Source organism: Ruegeria sp. N4 (assembly GCF_056531425.1).
Map to the genome: position 1 here is coordinate 1 of NZ_JBQFLT010000020.1, position 20,945 is coordinate 20,945.

Sequence of the window (20,945 nt, forward strand, 5' to 3'; positions counted from 1 at the left end):
TTCCTTTTTGCGAGGCTCTGCCTCGCGCTCCGGGATATTTTTGGCCAGATGAATAAAGGATCCCTTGCTTCATCTGGCCCCAAATATCCCGGGGGAGACGCCCGGCACGGGCGGCGGGGGCAGAGCCCCCTCTGGCAAAACCCGTCAAGCTCTGCCATAGGCTTGGCAGACGCAGTTCATCGCCGAAAGAGACCCAATGACCCAGATTATCTCCTCTCTGACCGAGATTTCCGACCGGTATAAGGCGCTTTTTGTCGATCTCTGGGGCTGCGTTCACAACGGTATCACCGCCTATCCCGAAGCGGTGGCAGCGTTGCAGGCCTACCGCGCCGCTGGCGGGCTGGTCGTGCTGGTAACAAACTCTCCCAAACCGCGCGCCGGGGTTGCATCGCAGCTGACCCAGTTCAACGTACCCGCCGATGCCTATGACACGATCGCAACCAGCGGAGATTCAGCCCGGTCCGCCATGTTTCGCGGCGCGGTCGGGCACAAGGTGTATTTCATGGGAGAATGGCAGCGCGATGCGGGGTTCTTTGAGCCGCTGAAGCTGCTGCACCACCCCATCCACATCGAACGTGTCCCGTTAAAAGAGGCTGAGGGCATCGTCTGCTGTGGACCTTTCGATCCGATGGCGGACCCCGATGTGAACCGGCCCGATTTCCTGTACGCCAAGCAGATGGGCATGAAGCTGCTCTGTGCGAATCCCGACATCGTTGTTGACCGGGGCGAGGTGCGTGAGTGGTGCGCGGGGGCTCTGGCAAAGCTTTATACCGAGATGGGTGGCGAGAGCCTGTATTTCGGCAAGCCCCACCCGCCAATCTACGATCTGGCCCGCCGCCGCCTTCAGGAATTGGGCGCAGATATTGCAGACTCTGACATCCTTGCCATTGGCGATGGCCCCCATACCGACATCCTTGGCGGGATGGGAGAGGGAATCGATACCCTGTTCATCTCGGGCGGATTGGCGGCAGCGGAAACAAAAACGTCGCACCATCCGCACGCTGAATCCTTAACTGACTATATACAAAGGGAAAAGATCAGCCCGACATATACAATCGGTCGCTTGCGATAGTCATTTTTGACTTGATTTTCTGCAGTTGCGAAGTAATAAAGTTGCCAACCTAGGCCTGATGGTGGATTTTTCTTTCACGGCCAACTTCGAGTGAGGGCAACATGTTGGACAATCTTCCACGCGGAACGATCTGTATCGAAGACATCGAGATGGGCATGTCCCGCCACCTGCGCAAAGTGGTGACGGATGAGGATATCGAGATGTTCGCGCAGGTTTCGACCGACCGGAATCCGGTGCATCTGGATGACGATTATGCGCGTGACACGATCTTTGAAGGGCGCATCGCCCACGGGATGCTGACGGCGGGCCTGATCTCGGCCGTGATCGGAGAGCAACTGCCTGGCCATGGCACCGTATACATGGGTCAGTCGCTGAAATTCCTGGCCCCCGTGCGCCCCGGCGACATGGTCTATGCCGAGGTGAAAGTCATCGACATCGACTTTGCCAAGCGCCGCGTCAAGCTGGATTGCCATTGCTCGGTAGACGGCAAGAAGGTCCTGATTGGTGAGGCAATGGTTCTGGCCCCGTCGCGCAAGTTCGACTGAGCCTTGATCACATCACGTCACAGCAAAGGCGCCCGGAATGGCGCCTTTTTTGTTGTTGGCGCGCCAGAACACTGGAACATGGTGAGGTAACATTCCGTCAGGCCAACAGGTCGATCAATGCCTCGTTTCGATTCTTACGTCATCTGCACCAGCCCCCGCAGCGGCAGTACCCTGCTATGTCGATTGTTGCGTGCAACCGGGTGCGCGGGTCGGCCAGAATCCTGTTTTAACGCGCCATCCCTGTCGGATTGGTCGAGGTGCTGCAAACCCTGGGTCTCGATCCGGGTCTGGCGTAGGGCGTCGAAACGCCGACGGCCAAACTCTGGGACGCCACGAACAGGGACTGGGTTCGGCAATACGTGGCTGAAACGCTGCGCAAGCAAGACCAATCAGGTGCTTGAACCCGCCTGACAGTCCAGCTAGGCAAGCCATATGCACATCATCCGGGATTTTCAGTACATCGAGCCTCAGGACCGTGGCGCCAGTGTGGCGATCGGGAATTTTGATGGCGTTCATTTGGGGCACCAGTCGGTGATTGAACTGGCGCGCCGCGCCGCCCCTGATGCGCCTTTGGGTGTTTTGACGTTCGAGCCGCATCCGCGCGAGTATTTCGCCCCGGACGCGCCGCCCTTCCGGTTGATGCGGGGCAATGCACGTGCGCACCGGTTGGAAAAGTTGGGCGTAAAGATGCTGTACGAACTGCCGTTCAATGCGGCACTGGCCGGGTTGTCCCCGGAAGAGTTCGCCAGAAACGTCATTTGCGATGGGCTGGGCCTGTCCCATATCGTTGTGGGGGCCGATTTCTGTTTTGGCAAAGGTCGTGTCGGCACCGCGCAGGATATGGTCCGCTTTGGCGAGCAGATGGGATTTGGCGTCACCATTGCACCACTGATGGAGCGGTCGGAAAACGTTGTTTCCTCGACCGCCATTCGCACCGCGCTCAGCGACGGGCGTCCGCGCGATGCGGCCGCTATGCTGGGCCACTGGCACCGGATCGAAGGTGTGGTGATCGGGGGCGAACAGCGCGGGCGCGAGTTGGGCTTTCCAACCGCGAACATGTCCATCGAAGGTCTGCACCCGCCCAAATTCGGGGTGTATGCCGTGCTGGTCGACGTGTTGGACGGCCCGCATCAGGGCAGCTATCACGGGGCGGCCTCGATCGGTGTGCGCCCCATGTTCCATGGCGAAGCCCCCAATATCGAAACCTTCCTGTTCGATTTTTCCGGTGATCTTTACGGCTCGACCCTGTCCGTCGGTCTGATCGATTTCCTGCGACCAGAGCTGACATTCGATGGGCTGGACGGCCTGATCGCGCAGATGGATGCCGATTGCCAAAAGGCCCGTGGTATTCTGGCCGCCCTATGACCACCGATCCGATTGAACGCACGGGCCTGCCGGCCCGGTTCTGGGAACGCAAGCCCTTGCGCAAGATGAACCAGCGCGAGTGGGAGGCCCTGTGCGACGGCTGCGGCAAATGCTGCCTGAACAAGCTGGAGGATGAGGACACAGGCGAGGTTGCCCTGACCTGTGTTGCCTGCCGCCTGCTGGACGATGAAAGCTGCCGCTGCACGCAATATGACATCCGGCACCAATTCGTACCCGAATGCATCGTCATGACCCCCGACAATATCGACGACCACGCCTATTGGCTGCCGCAAACCTGTGCGTATCGATTGCTGTGGGAAGGCAAACCTCTTTACGACTGGCATCCTTTGATATCTGGTACGCCGGACAGCGTGCACGCCGCAGGCGTCTCGGTTCAGGGGCGTACTGTGTCCGAGTTCGAAACCCCCATGGAAGAGTGGGAAGATTACATTATCGAGGAGCCAACCTGATGTATTTCGCGTCTGACAATTCCGGCCCGGTTCACCCGCAGGTCATGGCCAAGCTGGCCGAGGCCAATCAGGGGTACCAGATGGCCTATGGCGCGGACACGATGATGAACGAGGTGCGCGACCACATTCGCAGCATCTTCGAGGCACCGGGCGCGGCGGTTTATCTGGTGGCGACGGGGACGGCGGCAAATTCGCTGGCCCTTGCGACTCTGTCCAACCCCTGGGAAACGGTCTTTTGCTCTCCGGTCGCGCATATCCACGAGGATGAGTGTAATGCGCCCGAGTTCTATAGCGGGGCCAAGCTGACCCTGGTTCCCGGTGGCGACAAGATGACCCCCGATGCGTTGCGCGGCTCGATCCTTGGGGAAGAGACGCGCGGGGTGCACGGGCCGCAGCGCGGGCCTGTATCGATCACTCAGGTCACCGAGCGCGGGTCGGTTTATTCGCTGGAAGAGTTGCAGGCCCTGTGCGGTGTGGCCAAGGAATACGGCCTGCCCGTCCATCTGGACGGGGCGCGGTTCACAAACGCGCTTGTCGCCCTGAATTGTTCCCCGGCGGACATGACGTGGAAATCGGGTGTGGATGCGGTCAGCTTTGGTGGCACGAAGAACGGCCTGATGGGTGTCGAGGCCGTAGTGTTCTTTGACGAAAGCAAAGCGTGGGAATTCGAGCTGCGCCGCAAGCGCGGGGCGCATCTGTTTTCCAAGCATCGCTACCTGTCCGCCCAGATGGCGGCTTATCTGGAAGATGATCTTTGGTTGAAAATGGCCCGTCAGGCCAACGACAACTGCGCTCTGCTGGCCAACGGGTTGCGCGCCAAGGGGGCCACGTTCCTGCACGAGCCGCAGGCCAATATGATCTTCGCCTCATTCCCGCGCGCCAAGCACAAACAATTGCACGAGGCCGGGGCGGTCTATCACCTCTGGGGTGCCGAGCTTGAGGGGGACGATGACGACGAAAACCTCGCCTGCAGGCTGGTTTGCGACTGGTCGATTGGGGCGGCTGAAATCGACCGGTTCCTCAGCCTGCTGTAACGCCTGTCGCGGGGTTGGCTTTCCAGAACTCCTGAAGCAGCGCGCCTGTCTCATGGGGGTGCGAGATAGGCAGCATATGCCCCGCGCCGCGCACCACCTTATGCCGCGCATTTGGCAGGCGGTGCTGCAATCCTTCGCAGATCACCGGCAGTGTCGGGTCGGTTTCTGATCCGCTCAGCAACAGGGTCGGCATCGTGACGCGCTTGCAGTTCTCCGGGTCCAGCAGCCCGGCACGGTCCTCGTACAGCACGGGATGGGAGGCAGGAACAACATGTATCCCCCGCACCATGCTGGCCCGCGTTCGCTCGGGCAGGTCAGGCCATTTCGGGCTGATGCCGGTGCTCCACATCCGGTTGAACAGCCGCGCGGCCAATGCCGCATCGCCCGCCGCGAAGGCTGCGTTGATCGGTTGGGACGCGTGGATGTGCTGGTCGAACAATTGGGGCGCATCCTGTTTTGCCACAGCAAAGAATACGGGTTCGATCAGGGTCAGGCTGCGCACATGTTGCGGGTTTTCCATTGCCAGCCGCAGCGCGGCGATCGCCCCAAAGGAATGACCGATCAGATCCATGGGTTCGGTCAACTCCTGCGTCGCTTGCCCAGTCACCGCATCGAAGAAATCGCTCTGCCCGTCCCAATCCGGACTGCGCCCGTGCGACGGCATATCCGGGGCGATCAGGGACGCGCTGCCCGCCAGAACCTTGGCCAAACCGGACCACGCGCCGGAATGCGCAATGGTGCAGTGAAGGGCGAGCAATTTGCGCTCCCCCTCCCCCAAATGCCGGACAAAGGCCGCGTGTGACGCTGCAGCCAAGGCTGTCACCCGTTCATCCCTGCCAGATGCCGATCCAGATCGTCCAGCCGGTCCTGACCCCAGAACCGCTGGCCATCGGGCGTGATGTAGAACGGCGCGCCAAACACGCCGCGATCCACGGCCTCTTCCAGATTGGCGGCATAGGTCTCGGCCCCGACCAGCAAGCCACTGTTGGCCAGATCGCGGTCAAACCCGGCATTCGACAGACAGTCGCGGATGACATCATCCTGTGCCACATCCTTTTCCTCGGCCCAGCAGGCACGCAGGATGGACTGGCACAGCTTGCCCACATCGCCCGAGCCGTCCTTGATCGCGGCGATCACCGCATAGGACGACGGGGCCATATTGGTCGGCCAATGTGCGGGCTGCAGATTGAACTCCATCCCCAGATCCCTGGATTGCCGCAGCAACTCCTGCGCGCGGTATTCGGTGCGCGAGATATGGCGGTCTTTTGGCGGCGTTCCCCCGGTGCGCGCGAACAAGGCCATGATATCCAGCGGTTTGTAACTGATCGTCGCGCCGTGCTTCGCCGCGATCTCTTCCAGCCGGGAACCGGCCAGATAGGTGTAGGGCGAAATTGTCGCAAAAAAGTAGTCAATCTGGGTCATGTGCACTTTCTCCGCAGCGTTATCTTTGCGGGACGGTAAGGCCATGCTAAGCGGTGTCAACATCACGAATCTGTCACATTGCCAACGCTGCCCGGGGATCTCAGCCAATGCCGACACTCCACGAACCCAAGCTTATTGCTGGGAACGCAAACCTTCCGCTTGCCGAAACCATCGCTCGCCGCATGAGCCTGTATCGCGGCGTTGACCAGGGTCTGGTCGATGCGCGGGTCGAGCGTTTCAATGACGGCGAGATCTTCGTCGAAGTCTTCGAGAACGTACGGGGCGAGGATATGTTCATCATCCAGCCGACCTCGAACCCGGCCAATGACAACCTGATGGAACTGCTGATCATCGCCGACGCGCTGCGCCGGTCGTCGGCCCAGCGGATCACCGCCGTGATCCCCTATTTCGGCTACGCCCGTCAGGACCGCCGCACCAAGGCCCGCACGCCAATCAGCGCCAAGCTTGTCGCAAACATGCTGACCGGTGCAGGGATCGAGCGGGTTCTGACCATGGACCTGCACGCAGCCCAGATTCAGGGGTTCTTTGATATCCCGGTAGACAACCTTTACGCCTCGCCGATCTTTGCGCTGGATGTGAAGCATCAGTTCAAGGACAATCTGGACGAAATCATGGTGGTCTCGCCCGATGTCGGCGGCGTGGCCCGCGCCCGCGAGTTGGCCAAGCGCATCAACGCCCCGCTGTCGATTGTCGACAAACGCCGGGAAAAAGCGGGTGAAGTGGCTGAAATGACCGTGATCGGTGACGTCAAAGACAAAATCTGCTTGATTGTGGACGATATGTGCGACACCGCCGGAACGCTGTGCAAGGCGGCTCAGGTCCTGCTGGATAACGGCGCGAAAGAGGTTCATTCCTACATCACCCATGGCGTCATGAGCGGCCCCGCGGTCGAGCGTGTGACCAATTCGGTCATGAAATCTCTGGTCCTGACGGATACAATCCAGCCGACCAAAGAGATCCTGAAGGCCAAGAATATCCGCATCGTTCCGACCGCACCGATCTTCACTCAGGCCATCCTGAACATCTGGAACGGCACCAGCGTGTCATCTCTGTTCGAAGACAAAACGCTGACGCCGATCTACGAATCCATGTACCAGATGGACTGAATGTGATGACTGCCAACAAACGTATTGTCCTGTCCAGCGACCACGCAGCGATCGATCTGCGTCAGGCCGTGGCCAACCACATCGCCCAGCAAGGCTGGGAGGTGGTCGATATTGGCCCGACGACCCCGGAAAGCACGCATTACCCCAAACACGGCAAAGCCGCAGCGCAGGCGGTGGCGTCGGGTGACTGTCAGCTGGGCATCATCCTTTGCGGCACCGGGCAAGGGATCATGATGGCGGCAAACAAGGTCCGCGGCATCCGCTGCGGCGTGTGCTCTGACGCCTTCTCGGCCCGGATGATCCGCCAGCACAACGACGCCAACATGCTGTCCATCGGCGCACGCGTCGTTGGCGAAGGTCAGGCACTGGACATCGTGAATGCGTTTCTATCCGCCGAGTTCGAAGGCGGCCGCCACGCGACACGGGTGGACATGATCGAGGCGCAGGACAGCTAATCCGCGCCCTGCTCCGATCAGGAGATATTCCAATCATCTGCGTGGGCGACTTCACCAATAGCCGTCCATGCAACCCGAATGCGGGCGATACGGGTATCCGACCAGGTGCGGAATACAGCCGTGAACCCCTGGGGCGTCACATCCTGCGCCTTCACCTCCGCCCGTAATGCCGAAGACGTGTCCACGTCCCACAGCGAAATGCCCACCTGTACAACCGGGATCGACCGAAAGGCTTCACTGAATCGAATCTGAGCCCGACGTTCGCGCGGGCCCTCTCCGGTCCACATATCGCCGCCCTCGGCGAACTCGGAAAACAGCACCTCTTCGCCCTGATCGATGCCGATGGGATGAGTAAGAAATTTCTTCATTCTGTCATCATTATTCTTGAATTCCCGCAACTTATCCCGGCTTTTCGGCAAAAGCACGACAAAAAAACGGCCCCGCAGGTGCGAGGCCGTTCAAATTTTCAGCTGTGATGCCTGTTACAGGCTCATATGCGTCCCAAGCGCTTCCATGTCGGCCAGCAGCTTGGCGGCATCATCGACGATGGTCTGGTCGTCACCGCCCTTGGCCGCCTCGTGCGAGGCGCGGGCGTCTTCGATCAGCTCGTCCAGATGTGCGCGGGTCACTTCGGCCACCGGGATCGCTTTTTCGGCCAGAACCGAAAGGCTGTCGCCGTTGATCTGGGCAAACCCGCCGGTGACCAGGTATTCGCTGGACCCTTCGGGTGCCTCAACCTTCAGCAGACCGGGGCGCAGCGTGGTGATGGTGGGGGCATGATCGGGCATCGCCGTCATGTCCCCGTCCGCGCCGGGAATCTGGACCGCGGTAGCGCTGAGCGAAGCAAGGCTCCGCTCGGGGCTGACGAGGTCGAATTGCATCGTGTTTGCCATCAGGGATACTCCTTAGGCGGCTTCTGCTGCCATCTTCTCGGCTTTGGCGATCACTTCTTCGATGCCGCCAACCATCAGGAAGGCCGCTTCGGGCAGGTGATCGTATTCGCCAGCCACAACGGCCTTGAACGACGAGATGGTGACATCCAGAGGAACCTGAACGCCCGGCGAACCGGTGAAAACCTCGGCCACGTCGAACGGCTGCGACAGGAAGCGTTCGATCTTACGGGCACGGGCCACGGTCAGCTTGTCCTCTTCCGACAGTTCGTCCATGCCAAGGATGGCGATGATGTCCTGCAGCGACTTGTAGCGCTGGAGGATCTGCTGAACGTCGGTCGCCACCTTGTAGTGTTCTTCACCAACAATCGCCGGGTCAAGCAGACGCGAGGTCGAGTCGAGCGGGTCAACCGCAGGGTAGATACCCTTTTCCGAGATCGCACGGTTAAGAACGGTGGTCGCGTCCAAGTGAGCGAACGAGGTTGCCGGCGCAGGGTCGGTAAGGTCGTCCGCAGGCACGTAGATCGCCTGCACCGAGGTGATCGAGCCCGACTTGGTCGAGGTGATGCGTTCCTGCAGCGCGCCCATGTCCGTGGCCAGCGTCGGCTGGTAGCCCACCGCCGAAGGAATACGACCCAGCAGAGCCGAAACCTCGGAACCCGCCTGCGTGAAGCGGAAGATGTTGTCGACGAAGAACAGAACGTCGGTCCCGGACTGGTCGCGGAACTGCTCGGCCAGCGTCAGACCGGTCAGAGCAACACGCGCACGCGCACCCGGAGGTTCGTTCATCTGACCGTAAACCAGCGCAACCTGCGATTCCGACAGGTTGTCCGGCTTGATCACGTTCGATTCGATCATCTCGTGATACAGGTCGTTCCCTTCACGGGTCCGTTCACCAACACCCGCGAACACGGAAAAGCCCGAGTGCACTTTTGCGATGTTGTTGATCAGTTCCATGATCAGAACGGTTTTGCCAACGCCCGCGCCGCCGAACAGGCCGATTTTACCGCCTTTGGCGTAGGGGGCCAGCAGGTCAACAACCTTGATACCGGTGACCAGGATTTCCGACTCGGTCGACTGTTCGTCAAACTCGGGTGCGGGTTGGTGGATCGCGCGGGTCTCGGTTGCGACAACCTCGCCCTTTTCGTCGATCGGCTCGCCGACAACGTTCAGGATGCGGCCCAGGGTGGCGTTACCAACCGGAACCGAGATCGGCGCGCCGGTGTCGGTAACCGCTTCGCCGCGGACCAGACCTTCGGTCGCGTCCATCGCAATGGTGCGGACAGTGTTTTCACCCAGGTGCTGAGCAACTTCCAACACCAGGCGCTTGCCATTGTTGGTGGTTTCCAGCGCGTTCAGAATTTCAGGCAGCGCATCATCGAACTGCACGTCAACGACGGCTCCGATGATCTGTGTGACTTTGCCTTTTGCATTCGCCATGTTTCGTCTCCGGTTTTCTTACAGCGCTTCGGCGCCGGAAATAATTTCAATCAGCTCGTTGGTGATCACGGCCTGACGCGAGCGGTTGAACTGGATCGTCAGCTTGTCGATCATCTCACCCGCGTTGCGTGTCGCGTTGTCCATCGCGGACATCCGTGCACCCTGTTCAGACGCTCCGTTTTCGAGCAAGGCCGAGAAGATCGCGGTGGCAACCCCCTTGGGCAGCAGGTCGGCCAGAATGGCCTCTTCGCTGGGCTCGTAGTCGAAGATGGCACCGCTGTCGTCACCTGCCGCTTCGTTCTCGAACGAGGCGGGGATGATCTGCTGTGCCGTCGGGATCTGAGTCACAACGTTGACGAACTTCGAATAGAAGATCGTGGCAACGTCAAACTCACCCCCGTCAAAGCGGGACAGGATATCCTTGGCGATGTCCTGCGCGTTGGTGTAACCCAGACGCTTGACCTCGCTCAGGTCGATATGTCCAACGAACAGATCGCCAAAATCACGCTTGAGCGCGTCGCGGCCTTTCTTGCCGACGGTCAGAACCTTGACCGTCTTGCCTTTGGCACGCAGCTCGTCCGCCTTTTGGCGGGCCAGCTTGGCGATGTTCGAGTTGAAGCCGCCGCACAGGCCGCGTTCAGCTGTCATGACAACCAGCAGATGGACATCATCGCTGCCCGTACCCCGGAGCAGCTTGGGGGCGCTGTCGCTGCCCCCGACCGACGCCGCCAGCCCCGCCATCACGGCATTGAACCGTTCCGCATAGGGGCGCGAGGCTTCGGCAGATTCCTGGGCGCGGCGCAGTTTTGCAGCCGCGACCATCTGCATGGCCTTGGTGATCTTGCGGGTCGATTTGACCGACTCGATCCTGTTTTTAAGGTCCTTAAGATTTGGCATATGCCCGCCTCTCCCTTAAGCGAAGGTTGCGGCGTATTCGTCCAGCGCAGCCTTGATCTTGTCGGAAGCGTCACCCTTGATCTTGGGATCTTCGTCCGTGATCCACTGAAGCAGATCCGCGTGCTTGCCACGCAGGTGCGCCAGCAGGCCAGCCTCATAACGGCCAACGTCGGACACGTCGATCTTGTCGAGGTAACCGTTGGTACCTGCGAAGATGACACAGACGATTTCAGCGTTGGTCAGCGGCGAGTACTGCGGCTGTTTCATCAGCTCGGTCAGACGCGCACCACGGTTCAGCAGCTGCTGGGTTGCGGCGTCGAGGTCGGAACCGAACTGCGCAAAGGCCGCCATTTCGCGGTACTGAGCCAGTTCCAGTTTCACCGGACCGGCAACCGACTTCATCGAGTTGGTCTGAGCCGAGGAGCCCACACGCGAAACCGACAGACCGGTGTTCACAGCAGGACGGATGCCTTGGTAGAACAGTTCGGTTTCAAGGAAGATCTGACCGTCGGTGATCGAGATCACGTTGGTCGGGATAAACGCCGAAACGTCACCACCTTGGGTTTCGATAACCGGCAGAGCGGTCAGCGAGCCCGCGCCGAAGTCTTCGTTCAGTTTCGCCGAACGCTCCAGCAGGCGCGAGTGGAGGTAGAAAACGTCACCAGGATAGGCTTCACGGCCCGGCGGGCGGCGCAGCAGCAGCGACATCTGACGATAGGACACAGCCTGTTTCGAAAGGTCATCATAGATGATCAGCGCGTGGCGGCCATTGTCACGGAAGTATTCGGCCATCGCGGTCGCGGCATAAGGTGCCAGGAACTGCATCGGCGCCGGGTCGGACGCGGTTGCGGCCACAATGATCGAGTATTCAATCGCGCCGGATTCTTCCAGTTTCTTAACCAGCTGCGCAACGGTCGAACGCTTCTGACCGATGGCAACGTAAACGCAGTACAGTTTCTTCGACTCGTCGTCGCCTGCTGCGTCGTTGTAGGTTTTCTGGTTCAGGATCGCGTCCAGTGCAACGGCGGTTTTACCGGTCTGACGGTCACCAATGATCAGTTCCCGCTGGCCGCGGCCAATCGGGATCATCGCGTCAACCGATTTCAGGCCGGTTGCCATCGGCTCGTGCACCGATTTACGTGGGATGATGCCCGGTGCCTTAACGTCTGCAACGCCACGCTTGGTCGCGTTGATCGGGCCTTTGCCGTCCAGCGGATTGCCCAGACCGTCAACAACGCGGCCCAGCAGTTCGTCACCAATCGGAACGTCCACGATCGAGTTGGTGCGCTTGACGGTGTCACCTTCTTTGATGTCACGGTCGGAACCAAAGATAACGACACCGACGTTGTCGCTTTCCAGGTTCAGCGCCATGCCCATGATGCCGCCGGGAAACTCGACCATTTCACCCGCCTGCACATTGTCCAGGCCGTATACACGGGCAATCCCGTCACCGACGCTCAGCACGCGGCCGATCTCGGCCACTTCGGCTTCCTGACCAAAATTCTTGATCTGGTCCTTCAGGATTGCAGAAATCTCTGCAGCTTGGATTCCCATTTATCCGACCTCTTTCATTGCATTCTGTAGGGAGTTCAGCTTCGAACGGATCGAGCTATCGATCATTTTCGAGCCCACTTTAACGACAAGTCCGCCGATGAGGCTTTCATCCACGGTCGCATTGATTGTCACGGTCTTGCCCACACGCTCGGACAGCGTCTTGGACAGTTTTTCCATTTGCGTCTTGGTCAGCGCCTTGGCCGAGGCGACATCGGCGGTCACTTCGCCACGCTCATCTGCCAGCATGTCGCGCAGAACCTGCACCAGCTGCGGCACCACGAACAGGCGGCGTTTCTGCGCCATCAGGCCCAGCGTGTTGCCCAGAATGGTGTTCAGACCCATTTTCGCGGCGATTGCGGTGATTGCGCCTTCTTGTTCAGCGCGGGAAACCAGAGGCGAAGCGATCAGGTCGCGCAATTCGGCGCTGTCGCCCAGTGCTGCTGCCAGATCATTGATGCCGGTTTCCAGACCTGCGAGGTCATTATTCTCTTTCGCGATCTCGAAAATCGCGGTGGCATAGCGCTCGGCGATGCCTGTGGAAATCGAAGCTGGTTCGGACACGTCCACCCTTCCGATATTTTGGGCCCCGAATTCGCGTTGCGGCAGCTACCCCGGGGGCGTGAAGAAACCCCGTCCATAAAGGGCGGGGATCAAAATCACCGGGGATGTAGCAGAGCCGAACCAAGCTAGCAATATATTATCACGGCCAGCGCCTTATCCACAAAACGTTGAATTTCATACACTTACGCAAAGTGCGACCCTTTTGACCGGCTGGCTTGAGATAAAAATGTTACCAAACTGTAGGTTTTTGCGATTCCTGTGGCCGATTTTCATCAATTTCGGGCGGTAAAAACGCCCCGCAGGTTTCGCGGTTACGCGGGCTTGAGCAGCCCGTCCAGTGCCTTGATCGGCCGTTTTGCGGTATCTTTCGTCACACTGCCGCTGGGTGGGCGGATATGTTTGCTGACCTCGACCATCAAAACGCCACCGGCCATGACTGTCGGGATCCGCTGGCCCGTCTTTTCGATCAGACTGCCGGATTTCAGCCAGAAACGCCGGAATGACGGCGGCAGATAAAGCGCCGAGCAATGGTTTTCACGCTTGAAATGATGCGCCTTCAACTGGCTTTCCAACTGTGTCGCCGAATACGGGCGCCCAAAGCCAAAAGGCGTGCGATCGGTTCGGGACCACAGCCCGGCCCGGTTCGGTACGACGAACAGGGCCTTGCCACCCGGCCCCAGAACCCTCCAGCATTCGTCCAGCAACTGGCTTGGGCGTTCCGAGGTTTCCAGCCCGTGCATGACCACCAGCTTGTCGACATGACCGGTTTCGATGGGCCACAGCGTCTCTTCGGTCAGCACCGAAACATTGGGCATGCCCGCAGGCCAGGGCATCACGCCCTGCGGACCGGGCATAAGGCCGATCACGCGGCGCGCATCGGCCAGATAGGGGCGCAGCAAAGGCACCGCGAACCCAAAGCCCGCAACCGTCTGGCCCTTGGCTTCGGGCCACAGATCGACAAGCCGCCCACGGATCGCCGCCTGCGCCGCACGGCCCAGCGTGCTGCGGTAGTAAAAGTTCCTCAGATCCTGCACATCAAGATGCATTGCGGATACCCGGTCAATCGGCTTAGCTGGGCGCAGTCTAGCAATGAAAGGGCAAAAGGCCATGCCTCTTGAGATCGTAACCATCCCATGTCTCAGCGATAATTACGCATTTCTGGCGCATGATGCCGCAACCGGCCAAACGGCCCTGGTCGATGCGCCCGAGCCCGGCCCGATTCTGGCCGAACTGGACCGCCGCGGCTGGAGCCTGAGCCACGTGTTGCTGACCCATCATCACTGGGATCACGTCGATGGTCTGCCCGGCATTCTGGAAAGGCATCCAGCCAAGGTGATCGGGGCCGCTGCAGACGCCCATCGCCTGCCCCCGCTGGACCTGCAAGTGTCCGAAGGCGACAGCTTTGAGATCGGAGGAGAGCCGGTCGAGGTGCTGGACGTTTCGGGCCATACGGTTGGTCATATCGCATTTTATCTGCCCCAAAGCGCCGTGGTCTTTACCGCAGACAGCCTGATGGCCCTGGGCTGTGGTCGCCTTTTCGAAGGCACGCCGGATCAGATGTGGGCCTCGCTCAGCAAGCTGGCTGCGCTACCCGAGGATACTCTGGTGTGTTCGGGCCATGAATATACCCTGTCGAACGCCAAGTTTGCCGTCACGGTCGATCCCGATAACGCCGCCTTGCAACAACGCGTCGCGGAGACCAACCGCGCCCGCACAGCCGGAGAACCGACAGTTCCGTCAACTTTGGCCCTTGAGAAAGCAACAAATCCATTCCTGCGGGCCGCTGATCCCGCGATTCAGGCGCATCTTGGCATGGTGGGGTCTGACCCTGCTGCTGTTTTTGCCGAGATCAGGGGTAGAAAAGACCGGTTTTGATGCCTATTTGCCCCTCTTCACGGACACGGTCACAACAAATGTGACTGTCAAGTGAAAGAAAACCCTTGAAGCCGGGCGTCGATCAACCAAACTCTAATAGTATGAGGACATGGTTGGGATGGGGTTCCGGCCGAAAGCCCGCCCCCTTCTGACCCAAGACAGAGGAGCACCCGCGTGCCTTCATTCTCGAGCACATTGGAACAAGCCATCCACGCGGCCCTTGCGGCTGCGAATGAACGGCGACACGAATTTGCAACGTTGGAGCATCTGCTGCTGGCGCTGCTGGAAGAACCCGATGCCATTCGGGTCATGAAGGCCTGCAGCGTCGATCTGGACGAATTGCGCAGCACCTTGGTCGAATTTATCGACGAAGACCTGTCTAATCTGGTCACTGACATAGATGGGTCCGAAGCAGTGCCGACTGCCGCCTTCCAACGTGTTATCCAGCGCGCCGCGATCCATGTTCAAAGCTCGGGCCGGACCGAGGTGACCGGGGCCAATGTGCTGGTCGCCATTTTTGCCGAACGCGAAAGCAATGCGGCCTATTTCCTGCAGGAACAGGACATGACCCGTTACGACGCGGTGAATTTCATCGCCCACGGCGTTGCCAAGGACCCTGCCTATGGCGAAAGCCGCTCGGTCTCGGGCGCGGATCAGGTCGAGGAAGAGGTGCAGTCCAGCGCTGGCGATGGTGAGCAGAAAGAAAGCGCTCTGGGCAAATACTGCGTCGATCTGAACGCGAAATCGCGGGCCGGAGACGTGGACCCGCTGATCGGCCGCGCGGATGAGGTCGAACGCTGCATTCAGGTGCTGTGCCGTCGCCGCAAGAACAACCCGTTGTTGGTCGGGGATCCGGGCGTCGGTAAAACTGCCATTGCCGAGGGTCTGGCCCATAAGATTGTGGGCGGCGAGGGCCCGGATGTGTTGTCCAACACCACCATTTACTCGCTGGATATGGGCGCGTTGCTGGCCGGAACCCGCTATCGTGGGGACTTTGAAGAACGGCTCAAGGCGGTTGTGACCGAATTGGAAGATCACCCCGACGCGGTTCTGTTCATCGACGAGATTCATACCGTAATCGGCGCCGGTGCCACATCAGGCGGGGCGATGGATGCCTCGAACCTGCTGAAACCTGCCTTGCAGGGCGGCAAGCTGCGCACCATGGGCTCGACCACTTACAAGGAATTCCGTCAACATTTCGAAAAGGACCGCGCGCTGAGCCGCCGGTTCCAGAAGATCGACGTGAATGAGCCTTCGGTAGAGGACAGCGTGAAGATTCTGCGCGGTCTGAAACCCTATTTCGAAGAACATCACGAGATCAAATATACTGCGGATGCCATCAAGACGGCCGTCGAACTGTCGGCGCGCTATATCAACGACCGCAAGTTGCCGGACAAGGCTATCGACGTGATCGACGAAGCCGGTGCCGCGCAGCATCTGGTCGCCGAAAGCAAGCGTCGAAAAACCATCGGCGTGAAAGAGATCGAAGCGGTCGTCGCCAAGATCGCGCGCATCCCACCGAAAAACGTCACCAAGGATGATGCGGCGGTTCTGAAAGACCTCGAAGCCTCGTTGAAACGCGTGGTGTTCGGACAGGACCTGGCCATCGAGGCGCTTGCCAGCGCCATCAAACTGGCCCGTGCCGGTCTGCGCGAGCCTGAAAAGCCCATCGGCAACTACCTGTTCGCCGGTCCGACCGGTGTGGGTAAGACCGAGGTGGCGAAACAGCTGGCCGACAATCTGGGCGTGGAATTGCTGCGCTTTGACATGTCGGAATATATGGAGAAACACGCGGTTTCCCGTCTGATCGGTGCCCCTCCGGGCTATGTCGGGTTCGATCAGGGTGGATTGCTGACTGACGGTGTCGATCAGCATCCGCATTGCGTGCTGCTGCTGGACGAGATCGAAAAGGCGCATCCGGACGTGTTCAACATCCTGTTGCAGGTGATGGACCATGGCGAGTTGACCGATCACAACGGCCGGACGGTGAATTTCCGTAACGTGGTGCTGATCATGACCTCGAACGCGGGCGCGCAGGAACAGGCCAAGGCCGCCATCGGCTTTGCCCGCGACCGGCGCGAGGGCGAGGATACCGCCGCAATCGAACGCATGTTCACGCCGGAATTCCGCAACCGTCTGGATGCGGTGATCTCCTTCGCGCCGCTGCCGAAGGAGGTCATCCTGCAGGTGGTCGAGAAATTCGTCCTGCAGCTTGAGGCGCAATTGCTGGATCGCGGCGTGACCATCGACCTGACCCCCAAAGCTGCCGCGTGGTTGGCCGACAAGGGCTATGACGACAAGATGGGCGCGCGTCCGCTGGGCCGTGTCATTCAGGAGCACATCAAGAAACCTCTGGCCGAGGAATTGCTGTTCGGCAAACTGGCCAAGGGCGGCGTGGTGCGCGTCTCGGTCAAGAAGGGCGACTTGGATCTTGAAATTCTGGGCCCCGATCAACGCCGCATTCCGGGTGATAAACCGCCGTTGCTGACTGCCGACTGATCAGTGGAAATACGAATGAGAAAACCCGCCAATCTTTGGCGGGTTTTTCGTTTCATAGCATTCTCGCGATGAGAACATGCTGGGCAGCACCCAACCAAATCACCGGTTGCGTGAATGGAAGCTGGTCACGTGGCATGGCACGGGCAAAACCAGTGGCTCTCTGCACCGCGCTTCCCGATATGCAAGCGCCAAACTGACCGCATAACGCGGCCCATCTACACCCTGAGAAAAGGCAGATAGGACAGCGATACTCAGATCTCGCGCCTTGCGCAGCCTGCCCGCTTTGGTGGGCACAAAATACTCAAAATCGATGAAACGAAGCTGACGACCGTCCCAGCACATATCCCGAAAAGCGGGGCGTCCATGCGCCAAACCCATCGCGTGAAGACGCGCCAGCGCGCGCCCAGCAGCCCGGCACGCGCTGAGTTTTTCCGCAACCACAATGGACCTTTCGGTGCAAAACTTGGTCAGGCTGCGACCCGCATCCTCAACCGCTATGTACCCGCGCCCTTCGGCCAGGATTCTGGGGACGGGCGCACCAAGGTTCCAAAGATTGCGATGAGAAGACCGATCCCGCTCAAAGGCCTGTTCAGGTTTTCCTTTGACAAGCCAGAGGTGCGGGGCAAACCGTTCGACACGTTTCAGCCAGAACTTGTCACCTTGCCTGGTCTGACACAGGGCCACGCGCTGATGGGACGCAAGCAGAGCCTCATCGATCGCATTAACCAGACTTGTCGCCCTGCCTTTCAAACACAGCCCCTCTCAACCTCTTGAAAAAATATAGGAAGCGAAGTGCCGTATTTCATCGGACCCAGAGGCGAAATTCCCTCCGGGCAGAACGATTTAATCCAAAGTCGACGCCTTACCGCTCGGTCAGTTTCAACTCGATCCGACGGTTTTGCGCGCGGGCTTCGGGGGTATCGGCTGGATTGACGGGCTGGAACTCACCAAACCCGTTGGCTGCCAGACGGTTCGGCGGGATGCCCAGTGCGTCGACCATGTAGCGCACGACCGACAAGGCGCGACCCTGGCTCAGTTCCCAATTGTCGCGATACCGCCCGGACCCGGCCAGGGGCACGTTGTCGGTATGGCCATCGACCCGGATCACCCAATTCAGGCCCTCGGGGATTTCGGCGGCAACGGTGCGCAGGATCGCAGCGACCTTTGCGACCTCCTGCCGGCCTTCGGCGGACAATTCGGCTGAACCTGTGTCAAACAGGACCTCGGATGAGAACACGAACCGGTCACCTTCGATCCGCACGCCCTCTTGATCACCCAGAACATCGCGCAACCTGCCGAAGAACTCGGACCGATAGCGTTGCAGGTCCTCGGCCTGCGCGGTGAGCTCCTGATTCTGCCCGGCCAGAGCCTCGGCCTCAGCCTCAAGCCGCTGACGCTCGGCCTCTTCCAACAAACGGCGACGACGTTCCTCGGACGCGGCCCGTGCAAGCGCTGCGTTCAGGTCCTGGCCCAAAGTCTGAATCTGGATGTCGGCAGCGGCGTTGCGTTCTTCATAGTCATCCAACAACGCCTGTAGTGATCCCAATTGCCCCCGCAGGGCCGCAATCTGCTGGTTCAGCAAAGCGGCCTCGCGCTGAGCCTTCGCCGAAATCGCCTGCTCTGCAGAGAGTGTTTCACGCGCGACATCCAAAAGCGCCGCGCGCTGTTCCGCCAGCGTTCTTTGCGCATTGGCGTCGGTTTCCGCCTGTGTCTGCGCGTCCAGGGCGGCCTGCAACTGGGCTTGCAGGTCTTCGTTGTTCAATTCACCGAACTGACGCTCCAACTCGGCACGGGCCGCTTGCGCGGCGGCCAACAAGGTCAGCGTGTCCTCGGCCTCTTTCCGCTGCGCCTCAAGCGCCAAAGTCATGGCGGTCAGTTCGGCATTGGCATCCTGCAAGCGGTTGCGCAGGTTTTCCGCTGCGGCGGCTTCGGTAAGCCGTGCGGCCTCTTCATCGCTAAGCTGCTCCTGCAATTCCGCGATCTGCGCCGCGCGCTCCTCGCCGCTTTGTTCCAGATCGGCGACCAGTGCTTCCAGCGCCTCGCGCCGGGCGGCGGCAAGGCGAGCGGCCTCGGCCTGCGCGTCGATTTCCGCGCGGCTTTGGGCCAATGCCTGATCCAACGCGTCCCGTTCACCCAACAGGTCCGCACGCTGTGTTTCCAAAGCGGCAATGTCGTCCTGCGCGCGCGCCTGATCGGCAAGCAGCGCCGCGACCTGAGCTTCAAAGTCCGTAATGCGGGTCTGTGCCTGCGCCAGATCGTCCTCGGCCTGTGTCAGGGTGGCGTTCAAGGCCCCCAGCCGGGCCTGCAAGCGGCTGTTTTCACGCTCTTCCAACCCCAGCGCACCGGCCAGCGCCGCGACCTCGTCCGACAGGGCGGTCAGTTCATCTTCCTGCCCTGAAATCGTCTCGCGCAGCACGAACTGCACCACCATGAAGATGGTCAACACAAAGGTCAGCACCATCAGCAGGCCCGTCATCGCATCCACGAATCCGGGCCAGACCGAGCCCTGGAACCGTTGACCTGTGCGACGGGACAGGGCCATGGGTTACTCTCCTTCGGGCGTCGTACGCACGGCGCCGCGTGGCAGGGTCATGGCCTTGACCAACAACTCGATGTCCTTGCGGAATTCGTTCATGCTTTCCTGACGGCCAGCCGAAATCTCTTCGAGGATGCGCAGCAGTTGCACGTCCATGGACCGCAGACGCATCCGGCTTTCAGCGTCGATGCCATCGCCTGCGCCGTGATCGCGCATGTGATCCAGCAAGGCGTCCTGCCCCAAGGCCACACGTTCCAGCGCTGCTGTAATGCCTTCGTTATCCGCCTGACGCTGGTTCATTTGTCCGATGGCATCGACCAGTTGCCCCAGCTTGTTGGATACGTCGGCGCGGTCGGTTTCCTGCGCCACAAACAAGGTTTGCAGCGCGTCCATCTGTTCCGACATGGCATCCAGAACCGGGGTCAGTACGGCAATCTCTGCCCCGCCTTCTTCGCCCGAGGCAAAACCGACGCGGGTGATCGACGACAACCATTCCTCAAGCTCGCGGTAAAACCGGTTCTGGCCGTGGCCCGCAAACACCTCTAGCAAGCCCACGATCAGCGACCCGGCCAGACCCAAAAGCGACGATCCAAAGGCCACGCCCATGCCCTGCAACTGCGCCTCAAGCCCGGTCATCAGGCGATTGAAAACAGCAAGACCTTCCTCACCTTCTTGCGGGTTCAGGCTGCGGATGGTGTCGACGATGGCGGGGACCGTGGTGGCGAGGCCGAAGAACGTGCCCAGCAGGCCCAGATAGATCAGGACGTTGGTGATATAGCGCGTGATCTCACGCTCTTCTTCCACCCGCTCGGCCACCGAATCCAGAATCGACCGGGTCGAGGTCGAACTGATCTGCGACCGCGCGCCCCGTTCCCGCAGCAGCGAGGCCAGCGGGGCCAGCAATTGCGGGGTTCGGGCATCTTCGCGGACAACACCGCCCACAAACGCCTCAATCCAGCGGACCGAGCCGATCAGTTGCGTGACCTGATAGAAACAGGCGAACACACCGATGATGAACACCATCAAGATGAAGCCGTTCAGATAGGGATTGGCGAAGAACACCGGTAGCACGTAAGGCAGCGCCAGAAACACCCCCAGCCCGGACAGACCGATTGCGATCAACATCATCACGATCTGTCGAATGGGATGCGAGAAATGGGGTCTCGCGCCCTGATGTGCCTGCGCCATGCGCGTGGTTCCCGG

General features: G+C 60.1%; 22 protein-coding genes. 11 read left to right on the top strand and 11 right to left on the bottom strand.

Annotated elements, in window-relative coordinates:
* The first annotated feature begins 196 nt into the window (after nt 1-196).
* The 6 genes from ACR0LW_RS20610 (at nt 197) to ACR0LW_RS20635 (ending at nt 4,486) form a co-directional block, all read left to right on the top strand.
* On the top strand, nt 197-1,072 hold the full coding sequence (locus ACR0LW_RS20610) for a TIGR01459 family HAD-type hydrolase (protein ID WP_170521684.1): 876 nt from the start codon (nt 197-199) through the stop codon (nt 1,070-1,072).
* A gap of 101 nt (nt 1,073-1,173) precedes the next feature.
* Nucleotides 1,174-1,617 carry a MaoC family dehydratase gene (locus ACR0LW_RS20615; RefSeq protein WP_170452686.1) on the top strand — a complete coding sequence of 148 codons (444 nt, stop codon included), beginning with the start codon at nt 1,174-1,176 and terminating at the stop codon, nt 1,615-1,617.
* A gap of 117 nt (nt 1,618-1,734) precedes the next feature.
* Nucleotides 1,735-2,028: a Stf0 family sulfotransferase gene (locus ACR0LW_RS20620; RefSeq protein WP_170521976.1), complete on the top strand. Its 294-nt coding sequence runs from the start codon at nt 1,735-1,737 to the stop codon at nt 2,026-2,028.
* Between the two features lie 21 nt (nt 2,029-2,049).
* Nucleotides 2,050-2,982, top strand: a complete 933-nt coding sequence (locus ACR0LW_RS20625; protein WP_170521682.1) for a bifunctional riboflavin kinase/FAD synthetase — start codon at nt 2,050-2,052, stop codon at nt 2,980-2,982.
* On the top strand, nt 2,979-3,452 hold the full coding sequence (locus ACR0LW_RS20630; protein ID WP_170622851.1) for a YcgN family cysteine cluster protein: 474 nt from the start codon (nt 2,979-2,981) through the stop codon (nt 3,450-3,452). The genes ACR0LW_RS20625 and ACR0LW_RS20630 overlap by 4 nt, the downstream gene beginning before the upstream one ends.
* Nucleotides 3,452-4,486, top strand: a complete 1,035-nt coding sequence (locus ACR0LW_RS20635; RefSeq protein WP_480884275.1) for a threonine aldolase family protein — start codon at nt 3,452-3,454, stop codon at nt 4,484-4,486. The genes ACR0LW_RS20630 and ACR0LW_RS20635 overlap by 1 nt, the downstream gene beginning before the upstream one ends.
* Here the strand turns inward: ACR0LW_RS20635 and ACR0LW_RS20640 are convergent.
* Nucleotides 4,473-5,243 carry an alpha/beta fold hydrolase gene (locus ACR0LW_RS20640; RefSeq protein ID WP_480884277.1) on the bottom strand — a complete coding sequence of 257 codons (771 nt, stop codon included), beginning with the start codon at nt 5,241-5,243 and terminating at the stop codon, nt 4,473-4,475. The genes ACR0LW_RS20635 and ACR0LW_RS20640 overlap by 14 nt on opposite strands.
* A 62-nt stretch (nt 5,244-5,305) precedes the next feature.
* On the bottom strand, nt 5,306-5,908 hold the full coding sequence (locus tag ACR0LW_RS20645) for a DsbA family protein (protein WP_480884279.1): 603 nt from the start codon (nt 5,906-5,908) through the stop codon (nt 5,306-5,308).
* 107 nt (nt 5,909-6,015) lie between these two features.
* Here ACR0LW_RS20645 and ACR0LW_RS20650 point away from each other — a divergent pair, with 107 nt between their 5' ends.
* Both ACR0LW_RS20650 and rpiB read left to right on the top strand, forming a co-directional pair.
* Nucleotides 6,016-7,035, top strand: a complete 1,020-nt coding sequence (locus ACR0LW_RS20650) for a ribose-phosphate pyrophosphokinase (protein ID WP_170452698.1) — start codon at nt 6,016-6,018, stop codon at nt 7,033-7,035.
* A gap of 5 nt (nt 7,036-7,040) precedes the next feature.
* The gene (gene rpiB, locus ACR0LW_RS20655; protein WP_480884281.1) at nt 7,041-7,490 is read left to right on the top strand and encodes a ribose 5-phosphate isomerase B; all 450 of its coding nucleotides are present in this window, start codon (nt 7,041-7,043) and stop codon (nt 7,488-7,490) included.
* 17 nt (nt 7,491-7,507) lie between these two features.
* Here the strand turns inward: rpiB and ACR0LW_RS20660 are convergent, their stop codons facing one another.
* The 7 genes from ACR0LW_RS20660 to ACR0LW_RS20690 all read right to left on the bottom strand — a co-directional run bounded on the left by ACR0LW_RS20660 (nt 7,508) and on the right by ACR0LW_RS20690 (nt 13,878).
* Entirely contained in the window at nt 7,508-7,858 is a 351-nt protein-coding gene (locus tag ACR0LW_RS20660) for an H-type lectin domain-containing protein (protein ID WP_170452701.1), read from the bottom strand.
* Nucleotides 7,859-7,972: 114 nt separating this feature from the next.
* Nucleotides 7,973-8,383: a F0F1 ATP synthase subunit epsilon gene (locus ACR0LW_RS20665; RefSeq protein ID WP_050604827.1), complete on the bottom strand. Its 411-nt coding sequence runs from the start codon at nt 8,381-8,383 to the stop codon at nt 7,973-7,975.
* Nucleotides 8,384-8,395: 12 nt separating this feature from the next.
* Nucleotides 8,396-9,820 carry a F0F1 ATP synthase subunit beta gene (gene atpD / locus ACR0LW_RS20670; RefSeq protein ID WP_170452703.1) on the bottom strand — a complete coding sequence of 475 codons (1,425 nt, stop codon included), beginning with the start codon at nt 9,818-9,820 and terminating at the stop codon, nt 8,396-8,398.
* A gap of 18 nt (nt 9,821-9,838) precedes the next feature.
* Nucleotides 9,839-10,717: a F0F1 ATP synthase subunit gamma gene (locus tag ACR0LW_RS20675; RefSeq protein ID WP_480626366.1), complete on the bottom strand. Its 879-nt coding sequence runs from the start codon at nt 10,715-10,717 to the stop codon at nt 9,839-9,841.
* A 15-nt stretch (nt 10,718-10,732) separates the two neighbouring features.
* Complete coding sequence (gene atpA / locus ACR0LW_RS20680) at nt 10,733-12,271, bottom strand: F0F1 ATP synthase subunit alpha (RefSeq protein ID WP_480884284.1); 1,539 nt, start codon at nt 12,269-12,271, stop codon at nt 10,733-10,735.
* Nucleotides 12,272-12,832, bottom strand: coding sequence for a F0F1 ATP synthase subunit delta (locus ACR0LW_RS20685; RefSeq protein ID WP_170736489.1), 561 nt, complete (start codon nt 12,830-12,832; stop codon nt 12,272-12,274).
* Between the two features lie 311 nt (nt 12,833-13,143).
* Entirely contained in the window at nt 13,144-13,878 is a 735-nt protein-coding gene (locus ACR0LW_RS20690; RefSeq protein WP_170521666.1) for a methyltransferase domain-containing protein, read from the bottom strand.
* 61 nt (nt 13,879-13,939) lie between these two features.
* On the opposite strand from ACR0LW_RS20690, the gene gloB reads away from it, so the two are divergent.
* The 3 genes from gloB to ACR0LW_RS20705 all read left to right on the top strand — a co-directional run bounded on the left by gloB (nt 13,940) and on the right by ACR0LW_RS20705 (nt 17,980).
* Nucleotides 13,940-14,707, top strand: a complete 768-nt coding sequence (gene gloB / locus ACR0LW_RS20695; protein WP_170631953.1) for a hydroxyacylglutathione hydrolase — start codon at nt 13,940-13,942, stop codon at nt 14,705-14,707.
* Between the two features lie 174 nt (nt 14,708-14,881).
* A complete protein-coding gene (clpA, locus tag ACR0LW_RS20700; RefSeq protein WP_480884287.1) occupies nt 14,882-17,206 on the top strand; it encodes an ATP-dependent Clp protease ATP-binding subunit ClpA in 2,325 nt (774 codons plus the stop codon).
* Nucleotides 17,207-17,569: 363 nt separating this feature from the next.
* Nucleotides 17,570-17,980, top strand: a complete 411-nt coding sequence (locus tag ACR0LW_RS20705; protein ID WP_480884289.1) for a hypothetical protein — start codon at nt 17,570-17,572, stop codon at nt 17,978-17,980.
* An 88-nt stretch (nt 17,981-18,068) separates the two neighbouring features.
* On the opposite strand, the gene ACR0LW_RS20710 is transcribed toward ACR0LW_RS20705, so the two are convergent.
* Together ACR0LW_RS20710 and ACR0LW_RS20715 are read right to left on the bottom strand one after the other, a co-directional pair.
* Nucleotides 18,069-19,748, bottom strand: coding sequence for a peptidoglycan -binding protein (locus ACR0LW_RS20710; RefSeq protein WP_480884291.1), 1,680 nt, complete (start codon nt 19,746-19,748; stop codon nt 18,069-18,071).
* Between the two features lie 3 nt (nt 19,749-19,751).
* The gene (locus ACR0LW_RS20715) at nt 19,752-20,930 is read right to left on the bottom strand and encodes a biopolymer transporter ExbB (RefSeq protein ID WP_170452715.1); all 1,179 of its coding nucleotides are present in this window, start codon (nt 20,928-20,930) and stop codon (nt 19,752-19,754) included.
* Nucleotides 20,931-20,945: the final 15 nt, after the last annotated feature.